Below are 21,391 nucleotides of genomic sequence, written 5' to 3' on the forward strand. Positions count from 1 at the left end.
ATGGTTTAGTTTAATCTCATTACACTATATGTCAAAAAAGTCGCAAACCCCACCCAGGCCAGATATGGCACCAAAAGCCAGGCCGCGAATTTGGAAATCGGCCAAATCATCACAATCAAAACCAACACGGAAATGCCCAATAAACCGGCCTCCCAGACAGCCGGGCCAAGCAGATGCAGACCAAAGAACAACACGCTCCAGAACACGTTTAAAAGGGCATTAACGACGAGCGCCGCGCCGATACCTGTCTTTCTCCGCCCCCAGGCCTTACTCATGGCAATTAGGGCCGAAATGGCGGTCAGAATGAACAAAACCGTCCAAACCGCGCCAATAAAACCGCCGGATGGGGTAAATGTGGGCAAATTTATGGACCGATACCAGCCCATGTTGAAATACGTCACCAAACCGCCCGCTACCATCGTGGCAATCGTGGCCAGTGGAATGATTATGTAATTGGCTTTAAAACGCATAAAAAAATTAGAAAAAATATAAACTTAATTTATATCTCCTCTGATATCAACCGAGTAAAAATATGCTTCAACCCCTTTTACCTCCGACTCCTTATTATTATTTTTAAACTGCTTAATAAAATCTTTAGTAGATTCTATCCCTTGTTTATCAATAAAGTACGTAACCTTGATTGGCACCAGCATACTTGAAATCATGGTCTTTTCAGAAACCGTCACCCAAACCAAATTTTTATTATCCCTCAAATCTTCATCCAAAGGTATCTCCTGATGATCGGCTAAATAGTCCTCGTGATCCTGATAAATAAACACGCTTTTGACTTTCTCCGAAACCTCCTCAATATTTTCAAAATTTTGCAGATCAGCCACGGGTTTGCCAAATCTTAAAGCTTCATGAATGGCCTGCGCGACCATCTCTTTTTCTAATTCAACCTGCGTGGTCTTGTCCTCCAGGTCTATTACCGGTATGCGGTTATCTAAATTTTCCATAATCTTTTGACAGTTAAAATCTCTGCTCTAATTCTACCTTTTTTTGACTTTTTTGACAAGCCAACCCTCCTGCTTGACAAAACCGAAAAATTATTTTAAAGTAATCAACCAACGAAGGAGAGGACATGACCAAAAACGGCACCGCAAACGGCGTGATCACGTTCGGCCAGTTGCAGGCGAAGTTCATGGAGGTCTTTCCGTCATACCTCAAGGGCCTGGAGGAATACCCCGCGGAGCTCCGCCATAGAATCGCCAAGCTCTGGCTGGACATAGAGGAGATGGCGTACGAGCGGCTGCGGCACTTTTCCGACGCCTTTCAGCTCCAGGACGTGGAGGTGCCGGTGGGCGTGACGGGTCGCTTCTGCGAGGAGATGGAACAGCTCCAGCAGGAGTTGAAGTCGGCTCACGACCGGCAGCACGGCGGGCACATCTAGCGCCGCTGCCCTACAGGTCAACAACGGTCATGTCCAGAATCAAAAAGCCGGTAGGCCTTCGCGCCACCGGCTCATTTTTTTTTAAAAATTATTTTTAGTCACCCTGCGGGAGGGAAAGACCGGCTCCTTTGGTAAAGACGGTCCGCCTGAGGCAGAAAAGGAGCGAGGTCTGTTCCACAAGGGCAAGATATATATACTGTATAAGTATGAGTTAAACCTGTCAAGAGGGCATTGAGCCGATGGTGGGGATCAAACCCACGACCTATCGCTTACGAAGCGATTGCTCTATCAACTGAGCTACATCGGCGCCTTTGTTTACCGGTTCGTCAATTTATTCATTTTTTCTTTGGCCTCATTTAACTTTTCCTTTTCTTTGGCTATAACTTCTTTTGGCGCGTTTTTTATAAAATCTTTATTCGCCAACTTATTTTCCAATCCGGAAATATATTTTTTCAAATCAGCCGTTTCTTTATTTATGCGCGCCGTTTCTTTTTCCACGTCAACCGCGCCGGATAAATCAATATACACCTCAATTCCGGATATGACAAATCCGATGGCGTCTTTCGGCTTATTAAGTTTTTCTTTTATTTCCAAGTTTTCCAAACGGGCCAGATTTTTTATGACCTGCTCTTTTTCTTTTATAGTTTTAACTTCGGTGCCGGCGCTGATATGCGCGGACAATTTTTTCCCCGGCTCAATTTTGTAATCCGCCCGCAGTGCCCTGATTCCGGTCACGATCGGCTGGATAATCTTTTCAAATTTTATTACTTCTTTATCCGCCTTTGATTTAGTTTGTGCTATCGGCCACTTTTCCACCATCAGCAAATTATCCTGTCCGTAAACTTCTTTCCAAACCGTTTCCGTCACAAACGGCATATACGGATGCCAGAGTTTTAAGATTGTATTTAAAATATAATTTAAAACTTCTGATTTATTGCCTTCAATTTTGGCAATCTCCAAGTACCAATCAGCCAAGTCCCCCCAGGTGAAATCACGCAATCTCTCCCCTGCCAAAGAAAAATTAAAGTCCTCAATATTTTTGGTAGTTTCACCTACAATTAGATGTAATTTATTTAAAATCCATTTATCAGCCAGGGTTTTTGCGGTCGGCTCTTTTGCGTCGGCTTTTGGCGCCTCAATATTTAATAAAATAAATCTGGAAATATTCCAAAGTTTATTCGTAAAATTTCTAAAACCGGCAATTTTTTCTTCATATAGTTTTATATCGTTCCCCGGTGTGTTGCCAATAAGCAAAGACAGTCGGGTCGCGTCTGTGCCGTATTTGGCGATCATATCTAAAGGGTCAATCACATTACCCAATGATTTGCTCATCTTTCTCCCCTGCTCGTCGCGCACCAAACCGTGCAAATAGACCTTTTCAAACGGAACTTCGCCCAAAACATAGGTGGTCATCAAAATCATTCTCGCCACCCAGAAAAATAAAATATCATAGCCGGTTTCCATCACTGAATTCGGATGATAATTTTTTAAGTCCTCGGTTTTTTCCGGCCAGCCCAGAGTGGAGAAAGTCCACAAACCCGAACTGAACCAAGTGTCCAAGGTATCTTGATCCTGTTTCCAGCCCTCGCCTTTTGGCGCTTCCACGCCCACATAAACTTCTTCCGCCTTTGGCCCGGTCCGATACCAAACCGGAATTCTGTGCCCATACCAAATCTGGCGGGAAATGCACCAGTCGCGCAAATTATCTATCCAGTGAAAGTATATTTTAACAAATCTGTCCGGAATGATTTCAATCTTTTTGTCTTTCACCACTTTTTGCATCAGTTGTTTCAAACTCGCTTTCCGGCGCGCGATTTTTTTATTTACGTCAATAAACCATTGCTGTGATGGGAGCGGCTCAATCGGCGTGCCGCAACGGTAACAAACCGACAAGTTATTTTGTGCATCTTCTTCTTTTTCCAAAATTCCGGCCGTGCGCGAATTTTCCACCACTTTTTTTCGCGCCTCAACCACGCCTAAACCCGCGTACTGCGAACCGGCCTTGTCGGTGATTTTGCCGTCTTCATCAATAATTTTAATTATTTCCAATTTATTTTTTATCGCCATGCCGTAGTCAACCAAACTGTGCGCCGGAGTCACACCCAATGCGCCCGTGCCGAAATCCATATCCACCTGCGCGTCGCCAATTACTTTTATTTTCAAATCCGGCCCGCCGGCAAATTTTTTAATTTCAAAAACCTGGCCAATATATTTTTTATATCTCTTGTCTTTCGGATTGACAGCCACGGCCGTATCCCCTAATTTTGTCTCCGGCCGGGTGGTAGAAATCGCAAAAGGAAAATCTTTGCTGTATTTAAAGGTGTATAATTTCGCTTTCTGTTCTTTATACTCCACCTCATCATCCGCCAAAGTGGTATGACAGCTCGGACACCAATTCACAATCCGGTAGCCGCGGTAAATCAAACCATCGTCATACATCATTTTAAAAACCGTGCGCACGGCCAAGTTGCGCTTATCATCCAGTGTAAACGCCTCGCGGCTCCAATCCAAAGACGAGCCCATTTTTTTACACTGACTAACAATCGTGTCATGAGATTTTTGCGCAAATTTATTTACTTCATCCAAAAATTTTTCCCGGCCCAGTTCGGCCCGCGGATTTTTCATTCCCTGCCCGATGAGTAGTTTCTCAACTTTTGCCTGTGTAGCAATGGCCGCATGATCTGTACCCGGCACCCACAGGGTTTTGTCGCCTTTCATGCGGTGATAGCGCACCATCACATCTTCAATCGCGAGCATGGTCGCATGACCCAAATGCAAAGTTCCGGTGACGTTCGGCGGCGGTAAAACAATGGAAAACGGCTTCGCTTTTGGCCCGGCCACGCCTTTTTTGACGCAAACATCCGGATTAAAAAATCCGGACTGCTCCCATTTTTTATAAATCTCATCCTCGTAATTTTTTGGCTCGTAGGCCTTGGATAATTCGCGCATAAAAACTATTTAAACCGGCGCTGGCGCGCCTGGAGCGGGATACGGGAATCGAACCCGCGTCTTAACCTTGGGAAGGTCACATACTACCATTGTAATAATCCCGCTTTTCAAAGGGGTCGCCTTTAGGCGACCCCTGCGCTTTATTGTTGTGTACTGGTGCTTGGTAAAAACGGATTATGAACATTGATATACAGATGGTAATCTGTCTGCTTGGAGATCCTATCTAAATATGTGCCCAAATCCAAATACGGAAACAGAATATGACTGGCGCGAATCTCGTCTTTTGTCACTGACTTGCCGGTAGTGGCGTCTTTGGCAGTGGTGGTGCGCTTGTCAACCAGCTTGATTATATGATATCCAAATTGTGTTTCAACCAAAACCGGATCAACCTCGCCTTTTTTCAAAGAGAAAGCGGCAGTTTCAAATTGCGGTACCATATCGCCTTTGCCAAACCAGCCCAAGTCCCCGCCCTGTTCGGCCGTGGCATCACTACCGTATTGTTTCGCCATGGTCGCGAAATCAGCGCCGTTTAAAATCTGACTCAAGACCTGCTGGGCTTGATTTCTGATATCGGTTTGCAAAGTCGGATCAGCGGCAATCGCGTCTGATAATTTATTCTGCAAAATAAACGGCTTCATTACTTTTTCCTGATACTGGGCCATTGTCCAACCGTATCTTTTCATCAATTGCGCGTTGGCATCGGCTTCATCTTTGAATTGTTGCAACATCTGGGCTTTCAGATCACTGATGTCTTTGTCGGTCACTGAAAGGTTATAATTTTTAGCCGCTTTGTTTACCAAAATCATATTGGACAGGCGCAATAAAACCTGATCGGACATTTGTTCCGCGGTTAACTCGGCGCCCGGGCCGTTATTGGCCTTGTCATATTGTTGCATGACATGGATGGCTTTCAAATCACTCAAGTAATCGGAATACAAAACTTTCTGGTCGCCGACTTTCAAAGCCGGCAAACGCAAAATGCTGGCAACGGTGGCGGTAAACGGATCAGTGGCCACTTGAGCATATGCCCGGTAAGTGCCAAAAGCGATGGCGCCCAAAATCACCAAACCGACCAGCCCGATTAAACCGAATAAAAACATTCTAAAATTTGACTTAGATTTTACTTCTCCTCCCTCTGTGTTTGTTGTTGTCTCCATAGATAAATTATTTATTATTATTTTAATGGACAAAATAATTCCACCATTTTATATAGTTTGGAACGTCACTTAAGCTTACCATATCCGCTTTTTGTTGTCTATTGTCACCGGCTCTGCCTTGGCTGGGAATAACCGCGACCTGCTCTCCGGGCTTGATCATATTCAGTTCACTGCGCGCCTTGGCCTCCACAAAATCGCTTGATTTAACGTATTTTAAGACCTCCAACAGCTGAATTTTTTTGGCTTCCAGATTGCCGGCGTCGGCCTGAAGCTGGGCAATTTCCTGACGGACCTGATAGTCCTGAAAATACGCCCGGGCGTAAGCAAAAATTACCATAATTGCCATTATGGCCGCTATCAGCAGAAATATCCGCGAACCAAAAAATTTTTTCCATCCGCTTTCGGAAACCATATTATAATTATATCAAAGATCCGCCATCTTTTCCACCAACTTTTTCCAACTGAATTCTGGTCAATTCCAATACCGCCGCCAAATCTTCGGCTGATAAATTAGGAATTAATTTTATAAAATTTTCATAAACCGCCCTGGTGCTGGCCAGATGGCGATTTTGCCGGTATTTTTCATCCGCTTGGACGATTATATTATGAACTTTCTGCGGATCGCGCACGGCGCTCACATCCAAAACAAAATGCTCGCTGTTTGTCTGGATTATTATATTTCCATAACCGAACACATTGGCAAACACGCCTTTTTTCCTGATGGAAATATCTTTTATGTCCGTATAACTGACCGAAGTGACCACTTCATCAAACAACGAAGATCTTTGCACGTCAACAATGCGTTCGCTGGTGATAATAAAAATATTGACGTGATTGTAAAACCAGACGCGGAAGATTATAAACAACCCGGCTAACATACCAAGGGCAAAAATCACATCACCCCACCAACTGAAAGACAGCAGTTTAAACATGAAAAACGAATCGGCAAATAAGATTGTCAGACCGACTGAATATTTCCAAAAATAAGTCAGGGCGTATCTTTCCACCACCGAGAGAATTTGCTCGTTTTCGCGAAGATGAATTTTTTTTGCTATTGACATAAAATTTCTTTGGCGACTTGGCGGTCATCCCAGGGGATTTTTTTGCCATTGGCCACGACAATGCACGGTTCAGTGCCCTTGGCCGTGATGGCAATTATATCCCCGGCTTTGGCCATTGTTATGGCTTTCTCTATCGCCCGGCGCCGGTCAACTTCTATGAATAAATTTTCATTGTTTGTTTTATTTGCATGCCGCGCGCCAACTGCCAGCATCTCGGCAATTTGATTTGGGTCTTCATCAAAACAATTTACGTCGGTAATAATTACCACATCACAAAGCCGGCCGGCAATCTCGCCCATTTTTTCACGCTTGCTTTTATCGCGGCCGCCACCGTCAGAACCGACCAAACCGATTAATTTGCCTGTCGGACCGAGCATTTTGCGCAAATTTGTAAATAATTCCGTTAAACTTAACGGCTCGTGCGCGTAATCAACAATCACCTTAAAATCCTGCCCCGGATTGACCACTTCCATCCGGCCTTCAATCAATTTAACATTTTTCAAGCCGCTATCGATTTTTTCTTCAGGAATATTTTGCGATTTGGCCACGGCAATGGCGGCCAGGGCATTATAGACATTAAAATCCCCTAAAATATTTATATGATAATTATGATTATTTACTGAAAATTCTGATCCGGTTTCTGTGGAAGCCAAAATCTTACCGGTAATATTTTTTAAATTCGGTTTTGTGTTTTTTATTCCAAAGCCGAATTTTTCATCAGCCGAAAATTGTAAATAATAATCGCTGTGCTGGTCGTCAATATTTACCACAGCCACCTTTGGCACTTTTTTGTTATCAAAAACCTTTTTGGCCTGTTTCATCAGTTGCGCAAAAATAATGCCCTTGTCGCGTTTTAAATTTTCAAATCCGCCATGCGCCTCCACGTGTTCCGGCGCCAAATTGGTAAACACCACCACGTCATAATTCAAACCGTAATGGCGATACTGCAAAATTCCCTGCGAAGATGTCTCCACCACCACATACCGGCACCCGGCTTGCACCATTTGTTTTAACATTTTTTGAATTTCCCCACGGCCGAGCATGGTCATTTTTTTATCATTGAGCCAGCGCTTTTCGCCAATTTGAAATTCAACCGTGCTTAGCATCCCCACCTTTTGCCCGCCGGCTTCCAAAACCGAAGAAATCAATCTGCAGGTGGTTGATTTGCCTTTAGTGCCGGTGACTCCGACCACGATTAATTTTCGGGAAGGCCGGCCATACCACCAATAGGCCAAGAGGGCCAGTTTAAAATGAAAAAGTTTTTTCAGTAATCCCATATTTTATGGTCGCGCTATAACTTTTTTAAACTGACTTCATAAACAACCTGCTCCAGTTTATTTAACGCCTGCTTGGCCTGATCAAATTTTTGGCGGTTATAACCGGTCAAATCCATATCAACCAGCTCGCCGATAATTTCTTCAGCCACAGCATAACATTTTTTTACTTCATCAAATTTTCTGGCAGTGGCCGATTTGATGGCATACCGCAAAAGTTCGCCCGGCACATCGCATAAACCGCCGATAAAAGTGTCGCAATCAATTTCCAAATTTTTTATTTTCCCCAGGGTCTTGCCGGCCAAAAATTGTTCAAACAGCGAGGCCTCGGTGTATTCTTCCAAAGCCGCGCGGTATGAACCCTCGTCAAAAAGATCTTCATCTTCTTTATATTTTTTATTTAACTCAAGCAAAATCTGACCGGCAGAAGCCAAGACCTCGGCTCCGTCTTTATCATCGCGCTGAAAGGCAAAAATCGCTTTTTTAGACAGGTGCTGGGCGTCTCCGGCGGCCTTAATAACCTCACGTCTTTTTTGCGCATAACTTAACAAATCCTGGCGTATCTCGTTTAGATATTTTTTATCCAACATACACAAAAATTAAAGATTTCCCCAAGGGGGTCTTGATTTTTTTCTGAATTTAGTTTATCATTATTAAAGTTAAAAGTCCATAAATTGGCCCGGTAGCTCAGCTGGTAGAGCAATTCCCTTTTAAGGAAGAGGTCCTGAGTTCGAACCTCAGCCGGGTCACAAATTTAAAATCGCCGCGGAAGCGGTGGTTTTTTATTTTATCAATCTGGGTATTGACCGCTTACTTACCTTATACTAAAATCAAATCAGACCGCGAAAGGGAACTGCAGGTGAAACAAACCAGCAACCTGTAGACCCGCACTTTCTCCCCAGAGAAAGGTTTAGCGGCCTCGTAGCGCAACACGGATGCGGCCTTGGGAACGACCGATAACGAGTTTAAACCTCGTCGGTCAGAAGAACGAGATCGTCCGCCGCAGCCCAAAAGAAGACGGATGAGCCAAGGAGGAGGAATGCGCCCAAGGCCCGAGCAACACAGCATGCAGGTGCTGGTAACTGCATGCTTCTTTTAATTCTTGTTTTTTTCCATCGCCTGTGTTACCTTGTCTGTAAGCTTGGTAATCAACTTGCCAAAAACGAAAGGGGGTATCAAAATGCCACGTGCCATCATCAGTGTGTACGACAAGACCCGGCTCCTGGCCTTCGTACAGGGTCTCACCAGTCTCAACTGGGAGATCATCTCCACCGGCGGCACCGCCAAGCATCTGCGGGAAGCGGGCTTCCCAATTCTGGATGTGTCGCAGGTCACCGGATTCCCGGAGTGCCTGGAGGGACGGCTCAAGACCCTGCACCCCAAGATCCTCGGCGGCATCCTGGCCAAGGGCACGCCGGAGCACAAGGCGACCCTCAAGAAGCTGGAAATCGAGATGGTGGACATGGTCGTGGTCAACCTCTACCCGTTTGAGGAGACCGTGGCCAAGCCGGACACGACCTGGGACCAGGCCATCGAGCAGATTGACATCGGCGGCCCCACCATGATCCGCGCCGCGGCCAAGAACCACAACCGCGTGACCGTGATCGTGGACCCGAACGACTACATGCTGGTGGTCAACGAGCTCGAGTTGCACGGCGAAGTCCGTCCTCATCTCCGCCAGTCCCTGGCGGCCAAGGTCTTCCGCAAGACCGCGGAGTACGACAAGGCCATCGCGGACTACTTCAACAGGTCCTGACAGACCCCAGCTGATCCGTTCTTTCCACTTGAGGAGACAACAGCGCAGCCGATTCCCCATCGGCTCGCCTCAATCTAATGAAAATCAAGATTTGGTTTTTATCAGATTGAGCTAGCCAATTCCTCTACAATCGCAATCACCCGCTCCGGCTTGGCTGGAGGTAAAACTTCGTGCAATTTATTTCCCAAAAATTTTGCCACTTCCGGATATTCAATCAAATCTTTGACAATATGCGCCAACTTTTGGCCGCCGTCTATTTTTTCATTAAGCACCACCACCGCTTTGTTTCTGGCCAGCATATTGGCATTTACTTCCTGATGATTATTTAAAATCGGCACCAATATAGATGTTTTTGCTAATGCTGCCAATTCGGTAATGGTAGAAAATCCGGCCCGGGCCACCACCACGCTCGCAATCGCGTAAGCATACTTCATTTCCTCGGTAAAAAATTCATAAACATGATAATTGGAAAAAATCGTAGTGGCGTTCTGTTGCGGGGTGCTCTGCCTTTCTCTGCCCACCAGATGAATAACGTGCCAATCCCTAGGCAAAAGCGGCAAAGCATCCAAAACCATTTTATTGATGGTGTTTGAGCCCGTGCCTCCACCCAGAGCAAAAATCACCGGCGCCCCGGCCGGTATGCCAAACTTGGCCCTGGCCATCGTCAAATTTGATTCGGTTAAATTCCGCACCGGATTGCCCAGCCACTCTGTTTTCATGGCATCAAAATTGGCTAAATTATCTTTCAAGGCCACGGTAATTTTTGTGGCGGATTTGGCCATCATCTTATTGGCCAAACCGATCTCAAAATCCTGCTGGTGCACCCAGGTAGGAATGCCCAAAGCCGCGGCCGCGAAGTGCAAAGGCACGCTGACAAAGCCGCCGGCTGTAATAAGTAAAGCCGGTTTTTCCTGCCACAGCAAAATCAAGGACTCCAGAAATCCCCAAAATACTTTAAAGACGTCAATAAAATTAAAGAAAGAAAAATAACGGCGCAATTTTCCGGAAGCAATCGGCAAAAAAGGGATACCGTATTTTTCCACCAGCTTTTGTTCAATGCCGCTTTTTGTGCCGACCCAGACAAACTCCGCACTCGGGTCATGTTTTTTATAAATTTCAAAAACCGCCAGTATCGGCACTACCGGTCCCAAAGTTCCACCACCGGAAAGGATTATTTTCATAATTGCCGCGGGCGCGCTTATTAATAATCTCGCAATTTTCCGATTACAGTCAAATTATGTTCAATCTTTTCCAAGGCCTTGGCTTCAATTTGGCGGATGCGTTCGCGGGTAACGTCAAATTCCTTACCCACTTCTTCCAAGGTGTGGGTTACGCCGTCAGTCAGTCCAAAGCGCATTTCCAAAATTTTCTGCTCGCGCGGAGACAAATCTTTGATTGCGTCTTTGACATAATCGCGCAAAATCTGCAAACCGGCGGCGCGGTCAGGCGAAATATTTTTTACATCCTCAACAAAGTCCTGCAAAGCGCTGTCGTCGTCTTCATCATCGCCAACCGACATCTCCAAAGACACGGTGTCTTGCGATATTTTTATAATATGATTTATCTTGCTCACCTCTTCACCCATTTCCGCGGCCAATTCTTCCGGAGTCGGATCGCGGCCCAAATCCTGCAATAATCTTCTCTGCACCTGCTGGAATCGGTTGATGGTTTCAACCATATGCACCGGAATGCGGATGGTGCGGGATTGATCGGCGAGCGCGCGGGTGATGGCCTGCCTGATCCACCAAGTGGCGTAAGTGGAAAATTTATACCCCTTGCGGTGGTCAAATTTTTTCACGGCCCTAAACAAACCAATGTTTCCTTCCTGGATCAAATCAAGCAAAGACAACGATTTGCCCACAAATTTTTTGGCAATGGAAACCACCAACCGCAAGTTGGCCTCAATAATTTTTCTCTCTGCCTCTTTGTCGCCGCGCTCTTTGCGTTTGGCCAGCGCCACTTCTTCGTCGCCTTTAAGCAATGGGATTTTTCCAATCTCGCGCAGATACATCTGGATGGAGTCGGATGAGATGGAACCGAGATCAAAGGGCACGTCCATATCCGGCTGGGCTCCCTGAAACTGTTTTAAAGTCAACTTGCTTTCTTCTTTTTTGCCCAAAAATCCGCTGGTGCTTTCAACCACGGTCACGCCGTTTTTATCAAGCACTTCCAAAAATCCCTCGTATAAATCAAGATAGGCCTCGGGTCTGGGAAAGACGCTCTCCAGTTCAATTTGCGTGATAAATCCCCTGTTTCTGCCTTTGATAACTATGTCCCAGATTTTATTGGGCGTCGGTTCAAAAATTATTTCAGGTACGAATTCCGGTTTGCGGGGACGCAAAATTTTTCCTTTTTTACGGGGTTTTATTTTTTTATTTTTTTTGATGATTTTTTTAGCTTTTTTTAACTTCGGTTTGTTCTCCTTTTTATGCCTACGCGTATGGCTACCGCGCAGTTGCTTGGAAGAACGCTTAATTGTCCTTCTCTTGGAAGGCATAATTGTAGCGTTATTGTAAAGTTAATTATTGTAAGGTTAAAATTTCTTTTAAGATTTCCGACATCTTTTTTTCATCTTTGGCTGTTTGAGCGATTTTTAAATGATCGTTTAATTCTTTTCTTCTTTTTTTAATCCATTCTGACTTTATTTTTTCAAGCAGATCATCAACTTCATGGGTTGAATCTTCTTTGGAAAATCCTTCAAAATCTTTATCGGCTTTTAATAACAAAATACTAACAAGGTCTCCACCCTCTTCTAAAATCTCCCTAATTTCTGTTTTGGTTACTATATTTGGATTATACGCCTCTTTTATTAATTCGTAAAGAGGCATATACGGGGTGCCTGTAAAAAATTCCGGTCTTAAATATGAATAATGGGAAATAATAAGTTTGGGAAATTTCATAAGCAGAGACCACAAACTCTCCAATCTTAATAAATAGCCCTGGTCCTGACCGTTAAAAATAGGCACGTTCTTGGGTTGATCTTCGCCTCCGGCTTGGCGCGACGGTTGCGGTTGTTTAGCGGACTTTTTTAATTCTTCCCTTAAAACATTGGCGTCTATATCTAATTTTTCAGACAGCTGACGAAGCCAGTGATCTCTTTCAGCGCCAAACTGCAAACGGGCAATCTCCGGCAGGAGGCCTTCAATTATTTTTTGTTTTTGTTTCGGACCGCTTTCCAACTTGGCTGAAAAAGCCGAATTAAAATACCATTCCATCACATCGGTCGCGCTCTCCACCGCTTTAAACCAAACCGCCGGATTTTTTTTCAAACATTCATCCGCGTCTTTGCCGGCGCCTTCCGGGATCTTTATAATCTTTATGTTCATCCCCTGCTCCAGGGCTATATCAATGCCGCGCTTGGCCGCGTTTTGCCCGGCCGCGTCCGCATCAAAAGCCATGGCGATATTATTGGAATATCTTTTCAGTAATTTTACCTGTTCAAAGGTGAGCGCGGTGCCCGAGGCGGCCACCACATTTTTCATGCCGGCCTGGTGGCAAGCCACCACATCCATCTGTCCTTCCACCAACACGGTTAGGTCTTTGGTTTTTATCTCCATTTTAGCTTTATTTAATCCATAAAGCAGGCGGGATTTATCAAACACCGGACTCTGGGGAGTGTTCACATATTTTCCGCCCGATTTTTCCGTTTCCACCAAAACCCGGCCGGTGAAGCCGGCATTGTTGCCGTGCGCATCCCAAATCGGGAACATTATCCGCCCGCGAAAACGATCATAAAAACCCTTGCCCGCCTGAAAATTGGCACCGTCTTTTTTTATGGTCAGCCCGGAGGCAATCAAATCATCAATGGCAAAGCCCTTTTTTAATAAATACTGGGTGAGCAAATCCCACTGTTCCGGTATGAATCCGATTTGCCATTCTTCAATCGTTTCTTTTTTTAGCTGGCGCCTGTCCAGGTACTCGCGCGCGCTGTGCGCCGTCGGCATCTCCAGTAAAAAATGATGAAAAAAATACGCGGCCTTGGCATTTATCTCCAGCAACCGATTTTTCTGGCTTTTGTTTATTTCCGAAACATAGGTATCCATTTTTACTCCGGCGCGTTCGGCCAAAATTTTCAGGGCCTCGGGGAAATCTATACCTTCCATTTCCTGTAAAAATGTAAAAATATCTCCGCCCTTGCCGCAGCCAAAACAGTGCCAAATCTGCTTTTCCGGATGCACCATAAAAGACGGCGTTTTTTCATGATGAAACGGGCAGGGCGCCTTCCAGTTGGCGCCGGCTTTTTTCAGCTGAAGATATTCGCCTAAAATCTGCACAATATCAAGGCGGTCTTTTATGGCTTGGATGTCGGTCATATATTTTTATTTGGAACTAGGGTGTACTATTCTATAATTTTCGTAGTCAATCTCACAATCAAGACAACGCAAAGAGAGCTTTTTACTCTCAATCAAATGTTTTAAAGGACTTAAGTCCATCCCTTCCGGAACTTTCCACAAAATTAACCTGGTGGATTCAGCTTTAAGTTGTACACCACGAAACGATTCTAGGCTGGTTATGCCTTTAAAATTAATGGCTAAACGCTTGAGAGGTAAATCTTTTACAATTTTGATAATATTGGTATTGGCAAAATCAAGGGATAATGACAATTCGCCTATATCCATTTTTTTAAGTGAGTCCAGGTTGCTTATTTCTTTGGCGAATATATTAAGTCTCTCTATTTTTTTACCAGCCAAAAAATCTAAATCCTCAAGTCGGTCATTTTCCAGCGTTATGCTTACATAGTGTAAATCATTTGGCGCTTCTTTTAACCGACTAAGATTCCTTATTTTGCCCCTTAGCGTTACATCCTGAAAATTTTTGATTCCTGTTCCTAAATCAGCTAAATCAAAGCTGGCGTTGCGATTATAAACATCCAATCTTTTCAAAGGTACATCTTTTAACGGTTGCAGATCTATTTTTGATGGCTGATTGTATCCAATTTTTTCAAGATCATCATTCAATCGTTCTAAAACAATCAACAACTCCCGAATAATCTTTACACACTGCAGGTGATCATCTTCTTTTTCCCAAAAGTAAGTAAGTTCCATTGCTTGATCCAATGCTGCTGCTTTCCTATAATTTTTTACTAAATTACTTTCCATCATGGAGGATAACAAATTACTTACAATTTTAATTTGTAATCCTTTATCTTTTAACGACGCTCCCTCCGAATTAATTGCATCCCCCCAATTTTTATTTAAAACATTCCTAACTTCATTAAAGAGATCACTCCATTCTTTAAATTCTCTGGTCTTAAAATCAAATTCATAAATCCTAAATTCACCGGTTAATTTTGCGTCCAAAACATCCTCGGGACTTGGCTTATATACAGACCCCTCTTGCTTTTCTTTTCTCTCTTTGCTCTTATCCTTATTTAGTTCTTTCTGGTGCTTCTCCCAATCTTCGGCACTAATTACATGTACCTCAAGATCACGATCGGTTGGTAGTTCTTGTGGTTTTACATTCTCTTGTGCCCCCCCAAAAGTTGTCTTTACTGCAGTTATGTATGCAGGACTGGGCCGGTTTGAATAAACCTTAGTGGGCATCATTCCGGGTGGCAATAAATTAAAGATCGTATTTGTTTTAACTTGAATTTGGGGTTTGGATGGTTTGTTTTTCCTTTCTTTTGAAACAATCATTCTTCCTTCAACCTTATCCCCCAAATAATTTTTTACAAACGCGTCAACGCCAACTACCACAGACCCATCCAAATCAGAATCTTTAATCTTTTTTGGTGTATCTTCCAAGCTATACCACTGGCCGTCTATTTTTGCTAATAAAACAATGTGCAATTCATTAGTTTGCGGATCGCCTTTTAGAATTTGCATCTTAAATTCGGTACCGGGATAAACCCCCTGAACCAGTGATAGAGTATACTTTAATCTGGCCTCACAATTGCCACACCTATTATTATTTTTACAATTCTTCTTATTTAATAAATCGCTAAGAAAACTAGAGTCAGCTTTATAATCTCCCTTTTCTTGGAGAATGTCATGGATTACCCGTAATTTATGATCCGGAGATTTTGTTTTTGAATCCATTACTTTGTACTTTTCTCGAAGCTGTTTTATATAATTGCCGGCCGTCATGACTTCCTCTTTACCCAGACCACCTTTCGCATATTCCGCGTCCAAAAAAAATACGCCATAATCAATCTTCTCTTTATCTTTATACTTTTCTTTTAAAGGTTCAACTAAACCAGCATCTGGAGCTCCTAATAAAACACCGGCATCCGGTAAAAAATTAACCCGTTTCATCGTGCGCTTAACTACAGTATATTTATCAGCTAAAAAATCACCTATTTCCCCGCGTTTCGTATACCCAACAATTCCCCCATGAAGGAGGGTTGATAATCCAAGCGCCACAGTCAGGGCTTTTTGCCTTTTGAATTTTTCTGCCAATCTGGCCATCAATCCTTTTGTTGGCTTATCCGGTGATTCTATTTGCGGTTTCTTAGATCTGAATTCATTTTCAGGTGTAAATTGCGGAGTTTCCGGAGTCATAATTTTTAGTTAATATGACTTAAGAATAGCCCAAAAAAATTCTTTGCGCAATAGCGGGCTATTCCCTCCGCAAGGCCTCAATTGGGTTTAATCCCGCCGCCTTTTTGGCCGGATAAACCCCAAAGAACAAACCGATCAGAGCGGAAAAACCAACCGCCAAAAAAATAGAGAGAATAGAAATGGAAAAAGTCCACTGCAACCCGTAGGAAATTGCCAGAAAATATACTAAAAGAGAAATTAAAGCGCCCACGACCACGCCCACTATTCCGCCGGCCGTGGTAATAATTACCGCTTCAATCAAAAATTGATTTAAAATATCTTTGCTTTTGGCGCCAATCGCTTTCATCAAACCAATTTCAAAAGTCCTTTCGGCCACGGTCACATACATAATATTGGTAATTCCCACCCCGCCAACCAAAAGCGAAATACAAACCAAGGCAATCAGCAAAAGCGTAATCGCGCCAAGCACCGTTTCAATCATATCTTTGGCCTGCGCCATTGTCTGTACAGCAAAATCATCCTTAGTCGGATCGGTGATATTATGATTTTCCCTGATCATCGCCGTTAAGTCCTCAACCGTCTGCTGTGATTTGTTAGTGTCTTTTATCTTGGCAATAATCTCCATGTAATAATCAATGCCTAAAATTCTTTTTTGCACGGTCTTGACCGGTATGTATATTAAGGTATCCAGATCAAGAAATGACATTGTGCCGCGTTTTCCGGCGATACCAACCACCTTAAACGGCTTTCCTCCAATATATACGGTTTCACCCACGGCATTATTATCTCCAAATAAATCATCCTTTAATGCCGACCCCAAAACAACCACCTGTGATAGCGAGTTATCTTCATTTTGATCATAAAATCGACCTTCGGCAATTGGTAAGGTTTCCACTGCCGGCGCGTTATACCCTTCGCCAAATACCATGGCTTTCTTAATCTGTCCTTGATAGCTCACCAGCGCCTGCGCCGTTAAAAATCCGTAAGCATTTTCAATATTTGGATAATTTTCCACGGTTTTAAAATCTTTTTCTTTCAAAGTGGTAATGGTTACGCCTTCGGCCATAGCGATGGCGCCTTGAGTACTTTTTGTGCTGGGCACCTGTACTTCAATAGAGATTGTATCGGCCCCAAACATATCCAACTGGCCCACAACCAAAGAATTAAGTCCTGCTCCGGCTGAAGAAATCACAATCACGGCCGCAATACCAATGCTAATGCCGACAATAGTTAAAATAGAGCGCACTTTTTGTCGTTTTAAAGCCGTGATGGCCAACCGCAGATAAGTTTTAAAAATTCTACTCATATCGCAGTGCCTCTATCGGATTAAGCGCGCTGGCCCGGCGCGCCGGTATAATTCCAAAAATCAAGCCAATGCCGGCCGAAACTCCGCAAGCCAGAATAATTGATGAATAAGTAACCACCAAATCCCATTTGTAACCCATGCTTTGAGCCACTTTAGCAATGCCAAAAGAAACTAAAATGCCGAGTAAAATACCGATCACGCCGCCGATAAAAGTGACCATCATTGTTTCAACTAAAAACTGCAGAGATATTTGCGAACTTCTGGCTCCCACCGCCTTGCGCAAACCGATCTCTCTGGTGCGCTCCTGCACCGCGGCCAGCATGATATTCATGATCCCCACTCCGCCGACTACCAGTGACAAGGCGGCGATAGCCGCTAAGAAAAATTTTAAAGCATTGGTTACTGTGTTTATGGCGTCCAGTCCTTGGGCGGAAGACCTGACCGTGAAATCATCGTTGGCCGGATTAGAAATATTATGCTCTACCCGCAAAGTGTCTTCAATAAACAAAACCGCGCCGTCAACATTGCTGGCGTCATCAACTTGAGCGCGCAGATAACTGATATAATTTATTCCCAATAATAACTTCTGCGCGGCGGTGATGGGCACAAAAATTTGATCATCCTGATCTTGAAAACCGCTGGTGCCGCGCGCCTTTAACACCCCGATAACCTGGAAGCTCACTCTTTTAATTTTAATTTGCTGGCCAATCGGATTCTCATCGCCGAATAAATTTTTGGCGGTCTGGCTGGCCAACACCGCAACTTTAGCCGTTGATCTTTCTTCTTCTTCAGAAAAAAAACGACCGCTCGCCACTTCCGCGGTTTCCACCTGCGGATAACTGGCCATCACCCCCACAAAGGTAGTGTCGGTCTTATTGTCTTGCCAAGTTACGGTATCTGTTCCTTTAACGTATCCGGTGGCCGCCAAAATATGAGGATCGCCGCCGGCAACCAGCGCTTTTACATCTTCATATTTTAAAGTTGTAATCACAATCCCCATTACTGAAACCGGCGGGCCGTTGGCTTCGGCTTTGCCCGGCAAAACGCCGACTAAATTTGATCCCAAACTGCTCACCTGATTGACAATCAAACTCTGCGCGCCGGCGCCAACCGACATAATCACAATCACGGCCATGATGCCGATGATAATGCCAAGCATCGTCAAAACAGAACGAACCTTGTTCGCGGCGATGATGTGCCATGAATTGTGAATGTTTTCGGAGAGTTTCATATCTTTATTGGCTACTTCCTCAACTCGTCAACTCCATCGGCGATGACTCTTTCTTTAACATGTTCATCCGCAATAATTGCCCCGTCTTTTATTCTTAAAATCCTCTTGGCGTGATCGGCGGTATATTTTTCATGGGTGACCAAAATTATGGTATGCCCCTCGTCGTTTAATTTTTGCAAGATACGCATAACCTGCAAACCAGATTTTGAATCCAAATTTCCGGTCGGTTCATCGGCAAAAATTATACTGGGGTTATTTATCAAGGCCCGCGCTATCGCCACCCTCTGTTTTTCTCCGCCCGAAAGCTGATCAGAAAAAAATCCAAGCCGGTGACTAAGACCCACTGCCTCCAAAGCTTCTTTGGCCTTTTTTTCCCGTTCGCCGGCAGGAACTTTTGAATATAACAGGGGCAACATCACATTATCAAGCACAGAAGTTCTGGGTAGCAGATTAAATGCCTGAAAAACAAACCCGACTTCATTGCCGCGCATGTGGGCCAAGTCATCATCAGTCATAGTACTGACGTCTTTTCCGTTAAAAAAATACTTTCCGGAAGTCAGGGTGTCTAAAAAACCCAAAATGTGCATCAAAGTGGATTTCCCTGAGCCGCTCGGACCCATTATGGCTACAAACTCGCCTTTTTTGATTTCAAAATTCAGATCGCCCAAGACACTGGTAACCACCTCATCATTTTTGTATTCTTTACCCAGGTTGTTAATTTTTATCAGCGCCGCGACATCAGCCATATTACTGTTTCACATTAAGAATAACCGTCTGACCTTCGGTTAAACCGCTCTTTATTTCCACAAAACCATTATCCGCCTTTAAACCGATTTGCACCGGCGTCTCTTTTACCTGTCCTTTATCCAGCAACTTTACGGATTTCTCGCCGGTAACCGTATCAGTGTGCACGGCGCGCAGAGGGATATACAAAACACCGGTTCTGGAATCTGTGTTTATACTGACATTAGCCGTCATCCCCGGCCGGAATGTTTTGCCGTTGTCATCAAGTTTAATTTTCACCCGGTAATAGACAACGTCCTGGATAACCGTTGAACCGGGTTCAATGCTTAAAATTACACCGGTAAATTTATTGTCATCGCCGTAAGCATCAAGAGTGATTTCGGCGCTGTCATTTAATTTTAATTTTGGTATGTCGGTTTCCGGAATATCAACACTGACTTCGTAGTGAGGCGAAAGCATTTCAACGACGGCATCCGCGGATGTTACCAATTCGCCGATTTTATTATTTACTTTGGTGATAACGCCGTCTATGGGCGCGCGAATGATCGCTTTATTTCTGTTGGCCACGGCTTGAGACAGCGCCGCTCTGTAGGCAGCCACGTCAACCTCGCGCGGAGGATCTTTTTTGGTTTGTAAATTGGCAAGCGCCTGATCGTAGGCCGCCTGCTTCATTTTGATATTATTGTCAGCGCTGGCTTGGGCGTTGCTGTAATCATTGTAAGCTTTATAATAAGCAATCTCATAAGTGCTGTAACTATTCTTGGCATCAGAAATGGATTGTATTTGAGTAATTACGGTGGAAAGCTGGGTGGTCGCAGCCGTGCGCGTGGTGCTTATGGTGGTTTTTTTAGTATCTAAAGCGGCCTGGGTTAAATTGCCGCCGGACATGGTCGCCATCAGCACATCGCTGACCGAACCCAAAAGCTGGTTTGTTTTTGACAAAGCATCTTCAATCAAATTTAAGGCATTGTCTATGTCTGAATGCTGGCTATTGGTATTAAGCGGAGAAGCCGCGCTTTTAGCCAAGGCGATGGCGGATTTGGCGATCAAATAATTAGTTTGCGCGGTAGAAAGTTTTCCCGGATCAGAAGCGGCTAAATTTGATTTAAAATCGGAATTGGCAAGAGTATTATCAACTCCCAAAATATTATCTGATTGCGTCAAAGCGTTATCAAGCACGGATAATGAGGCCTGTGATACGGCTGCAGCGTCTTTATAAACATTAGTGACAATCTGGCTGCTTTCCCCGCCTTCAGCCAGTTTCAAATTATTTTCGGCGGTTTGCACATCCGACTGCGCCGCATTTACGGAGTTTTGTCCGTCAATTTTGGCCTGCTCCAAAGACGCCTGGGCGCTATCGGCCGCGGCCTGATAATAACTGATATCTTGAGTGGAAGCCCCGGCTAGTTTTTGATTAAGGTTCGCTGCGGCTTGAGCAACCGCCGCGTTTAAATCAGCCATGCCCAAGTTGGCGAGCACTGTTCCGGATGTCACCTTTTGGCCTTCCGTCACCATAATTTTTGCCACTGTGCCGGGAATTTCAAACCGCAAAGCCAGATCATTATTTGATTCAACGTTACCGGTGGCGTCAACGGTTTGTTTAATATCACCCTTTACAACGGCTACGGTGTCATATTGCGTCGGCTGGTGCGATTTTTGATATTGGCCATACCAAATCAGAGCAATCACTATAATGATAGCCGGTATATAAAATTTTTTCTTTTTCAAAAATGAGAAGTTCATACGGTTTATTTTAAATGTTTAGTGATTTGATTGATTATTTTGCGCATTTCCTTTTCCGGTATAAAAACTACCTTGCCAAAATGTTCCACCACTACAAACCGATCGCCTTCTTTCATTTTTAGTTTTTCTCTGGCTTCTTTTGGTATGACCACCTGACCCCTCGGACCGAGGTTGACGGTCCCGCAGATAGTCCCGAACGGATTGCTTGATTTCATATAAAAAACAACATTTAAGATAAGTATGAATTATCTTACTAATCATACTACCTGTCAAGAGGGTT

General features: G+C 44.2%; 19 protein-coding genes and 3 tRNA genes. 3 read left to right on the top strand and 19 right to left on the bottom strand.

Annotated elements, in window-relative coordinates:
- Positions 1 to 5: 5 nt before the first annotated feature.
- Complete coding sequence (locus WC526_03610) at positions 6 to 470, bottom strand: TspO/MBR family protein (GenBank protein MFA5062208.1); 465 nt, start codon at positions 468 to 470, stop codon at positions 6 to 8.
- Positions 471 to 494: 24 nt separating this feature from the next.
- Positions 495 to 956: a hypothetical protein gene (locus tag WC526_03615; GenBank protein MFA5062209.1), complete on the bottom strand. Its 462-nt coding sequence runs from the start codon at positions 954 to 956 to the stop codon at positions 495 to 497.
- A gap of 125 nt (positions 957 to 1,081) precedes the next feature.
- On the opposite strand from WC526_03615, the gene WC526_03620 reads away from it, so the two are divergent.
- Entirely contained in the window at positions 1,082 to 1,390 is a 309-nt protein-coding gene (locus WC526_03620; protein ID MFA5062210.1) for a hypothetical protein, read from the top strand.
- Positions 1,391 to 1,624: 234 nt separating this feature from the next.
- Here the strand turns inward: WC526_03620 and WC526_03625 are convergent.
- The 8 genes from WC526_03625 to WC526_03660 form a co-directional block, all read right to left on the bottom strand.
- Positions 1,625 to 1,697, bottom strand: a tRNA-Thr gene (locus WC526_03625).
- 8 nt (positions 1,698 to 1,705) lie between these two features.
- A complete protein-coding gene (locus WC526_03630) occupies positions 1,706 to 4,339 on the bottom strand; it encodes a valine--tRNA ligase (GenBank protein MFA5062211.1) in 2,634 nt (877 codons plus the stop codon).
- 30 nt (positions 4,340 to 4,369) lie between these two features.
- A tRNA-Gly gene (locus tag WC526_03635) sits at positions 4,370 to 4,443 on the bottom strand.
- Between the two features lie 36 nt (positions 4,444 to 4,479).
- Positions 4,480 to 5,496, bottom strand: coding sequence for a peptidylprolyl isomerase (locus WC526_03640; protein ID MFA5062212.1), 1,017 nt, complete (start codon positions 5,494 to 5,496; stop codon positions 4,480 to 4,482).
- 22 nt (positions 5,497 to 5,518) lie between these two features.
- The gene (locus WC526_03645; GenBank protein ID MFA5062213.1) at positions 5,519 to 5,908 is read right to left on the bottom strand and encodes a septum formation initiator family protein; all 390 of its coding nucleotides are present in this window, start codon (positions 5,906 to 5,908) and stop codon (positions 5,519 to 5,521) included.
- A gap of 7 nt (positions 5,909 to 5,915) precedes the next feature.
- Positions 5,916 to 6,557 carry a PH domain-containing protein gene (locus tag WC526_03650; GenBank protein ID MFA5062214.1) on the bottom strand — a complete coding sequence of 214 codons (642 nt, stop codon included), beginning with the start codon at positions 6,555 to 6,557 and terminating at the stop codon, positions 5,916 to 5,918.
- Entirely contained in the window at positions 6,548 to 7,834 is a 1,287-nt protein-coding gene (locus WC526_03655; GenBank protein ID MFA5062215.1) for a UDP-N-acetylmuramoyl-L-alanyl-D-glutamate--2,6-diaminopimelate ligase, read from the bottom strand. The genes WC526_03650 and WC526_03655 overlap by 10 nt, the downstream gene beginning before the upstream one ends.
- Before the next feature lie 14 nt (positions 7,835 to 7,848).
- A complete protein-coding gene (locus WC526_03660) occupies positions 7,849 to 8,421 on the bottom strand; it encodes a hypothetical protein (protein MFA5062216.1) in 573 nt (190 codons plus the stop codon).
- A gap of 86 nt (positions 8,422 to 8,507) precedes the next feature.
- On the opposite strand from WC526_03660, the gene WC526_03665 reads away from it, so the two are divergent.
- Both WC526_03665 and WC526_03670 read left to right on the top strand, forming a co-directional pair.
- Positions 8,508 to 8,580, top strand: a tRNA-Lys gene (locus WC526_03665).
- Positions 8,581 to 9,032: 452 nt separating this feature from the next.
- Entirely contained in the window at positions 9,033 to 9,587 is a 555-nt protein-coding gene (locus tag WC526_03670) for a hypothetical protein (GenBank protein MFA5062217.1), read from the top strand.
- Between the two features lie 101 nt (positions 9,588 to 9,688).
- On the opposite strand, the gene WC526_03675 is transcribed toward WC526_03670, so the two are convergent.
- From WC526_03675 to WC526_03715, 9 genes are read right to left on the bottom strand one after another with little or no spacing between them, the layout of a single operon-like run.
- Complete coding sequence (locus WC526_03675; GenBank protein MFA5062218.1) at positions 9,689 to 10,768, bottom strand: UDP-N-acetylglucosamine--N-acetylmuramyl-(pentapeptide) pyrophosphoryl-undecaprenol N-acetylglucosamine transferase; 1,080 nt, start codon at positions 10,766 to 10,768, stop codon at positions 9,689 to 9,691.
- Positions 10,769 to 10,788: 20 nt separating this feature from the next.
- Positions 10,789 to 12,084, bottom strand: coding sequence for a sigma-70 family RNA polymerase sigma factor (locus WC526_03680; protein ID MFA5062219.1), 1,296 nt, complete (start codon positions 12,082 to 12,084; stop codon positions 10,789 to 10,791).
- Between the two features lie 25 nt (positions 12,085 to 12,109).
- The gene (gene dnaG, locus WC526_03685; protein MFA5062220.1) at positions 12,110 to 13,900 is read right to left on the bottom strand and encodes a DNA primase; all 1,791 of its coding nucleotides are present in this window, start codon (positions 13,898 to 13,900) and stop codon (positions 12,110 to 12,112) included.
- Positions 13,901 to 13,906: 6 nt separating this feature from the next.
- Positions 13,907 to 16,087: a hypothetical protein gene (locus WC526_03690; protein MFA5062221.1), complete on the bottom strand. Its 2,181-nt coding sequence runs from the start codon at positions 16,085 to 16,087 to the stop codon at positions 13,907 to 13,909.
- Between the two features lie 58 nt (positions 16,088 to 16,145).
- A complete protein-coding gene (locus tag WC526_03695; protein MFA5062222.1) occupies positions 16,146 to 17,393 on the bottom strand; it encodes an ABC transporter permease in 1,248 nt (415 codons plus the stop codon).
- On the bottom strand, positions 17,386 to 18,624 hold the full coding sequence (locus tag WC526_03700) for an ABC transporter permease (GenBank protein ID MFA5062223.1): 1,239 nt from the start codon (positions 18,622 to 18,624) through the stop codon (positions 17,386 to 17,388). The genes WC526_03695 and WC526_03700 overlap by 8 nt, the downstream gene beginning before the upstream one ends.
- 11 nt (positions 18,625 to 18,635) lie before the next feature.
- A complete protein-coding gene (locus WC526_03705; GenBank protein MFA5062224.1) occupies positions 18,636 to 19,370 on the bottom strand; it encodes an ABC transporter ATP-binding protein in 735 nt (244 codons plus the stop codon).
- A 1-nt stretch (position 19,371) separates the two neighbouring features.
- Positions 19,372 to 21,111, bottom strand: a complete 1,740-nt coding sequence (locus WC526_03710; GenBank protein ID MFA5062225.1) for an efflux RND transporter periplasmic adaptor subunit — start codon at positions 21,109 to 21,111, stop codon at positions 19,372 to 19,374.
- A gap of 5 nt (positions 21,112 to 21,116) precedes the next feature.
- Positions 21,117 to 21,326 (bottom strand): AbrB/MazE/SpoVT family DNA-binding domain-containing protein, encoded by a 210-nt coding sequence (locus WC526_03715; protein ID MFA5062226.1) that lies wholly within the window; start codon positions 21,324 to 21,326, stop codon positions 21,117 to 21,119.
- Between the last annotated feature and the right edge of the window lie 65 nt (positions 21,327 to 21,391).

The organism is Patescibacteria group bacterium (assembly GCA_041649475.1).
Classification (GTDB): Bacteria; Patescibacteriota; Patescibacteriia; order Magasanikbacterales; family GWA2-37-8; genus JBAZNA01.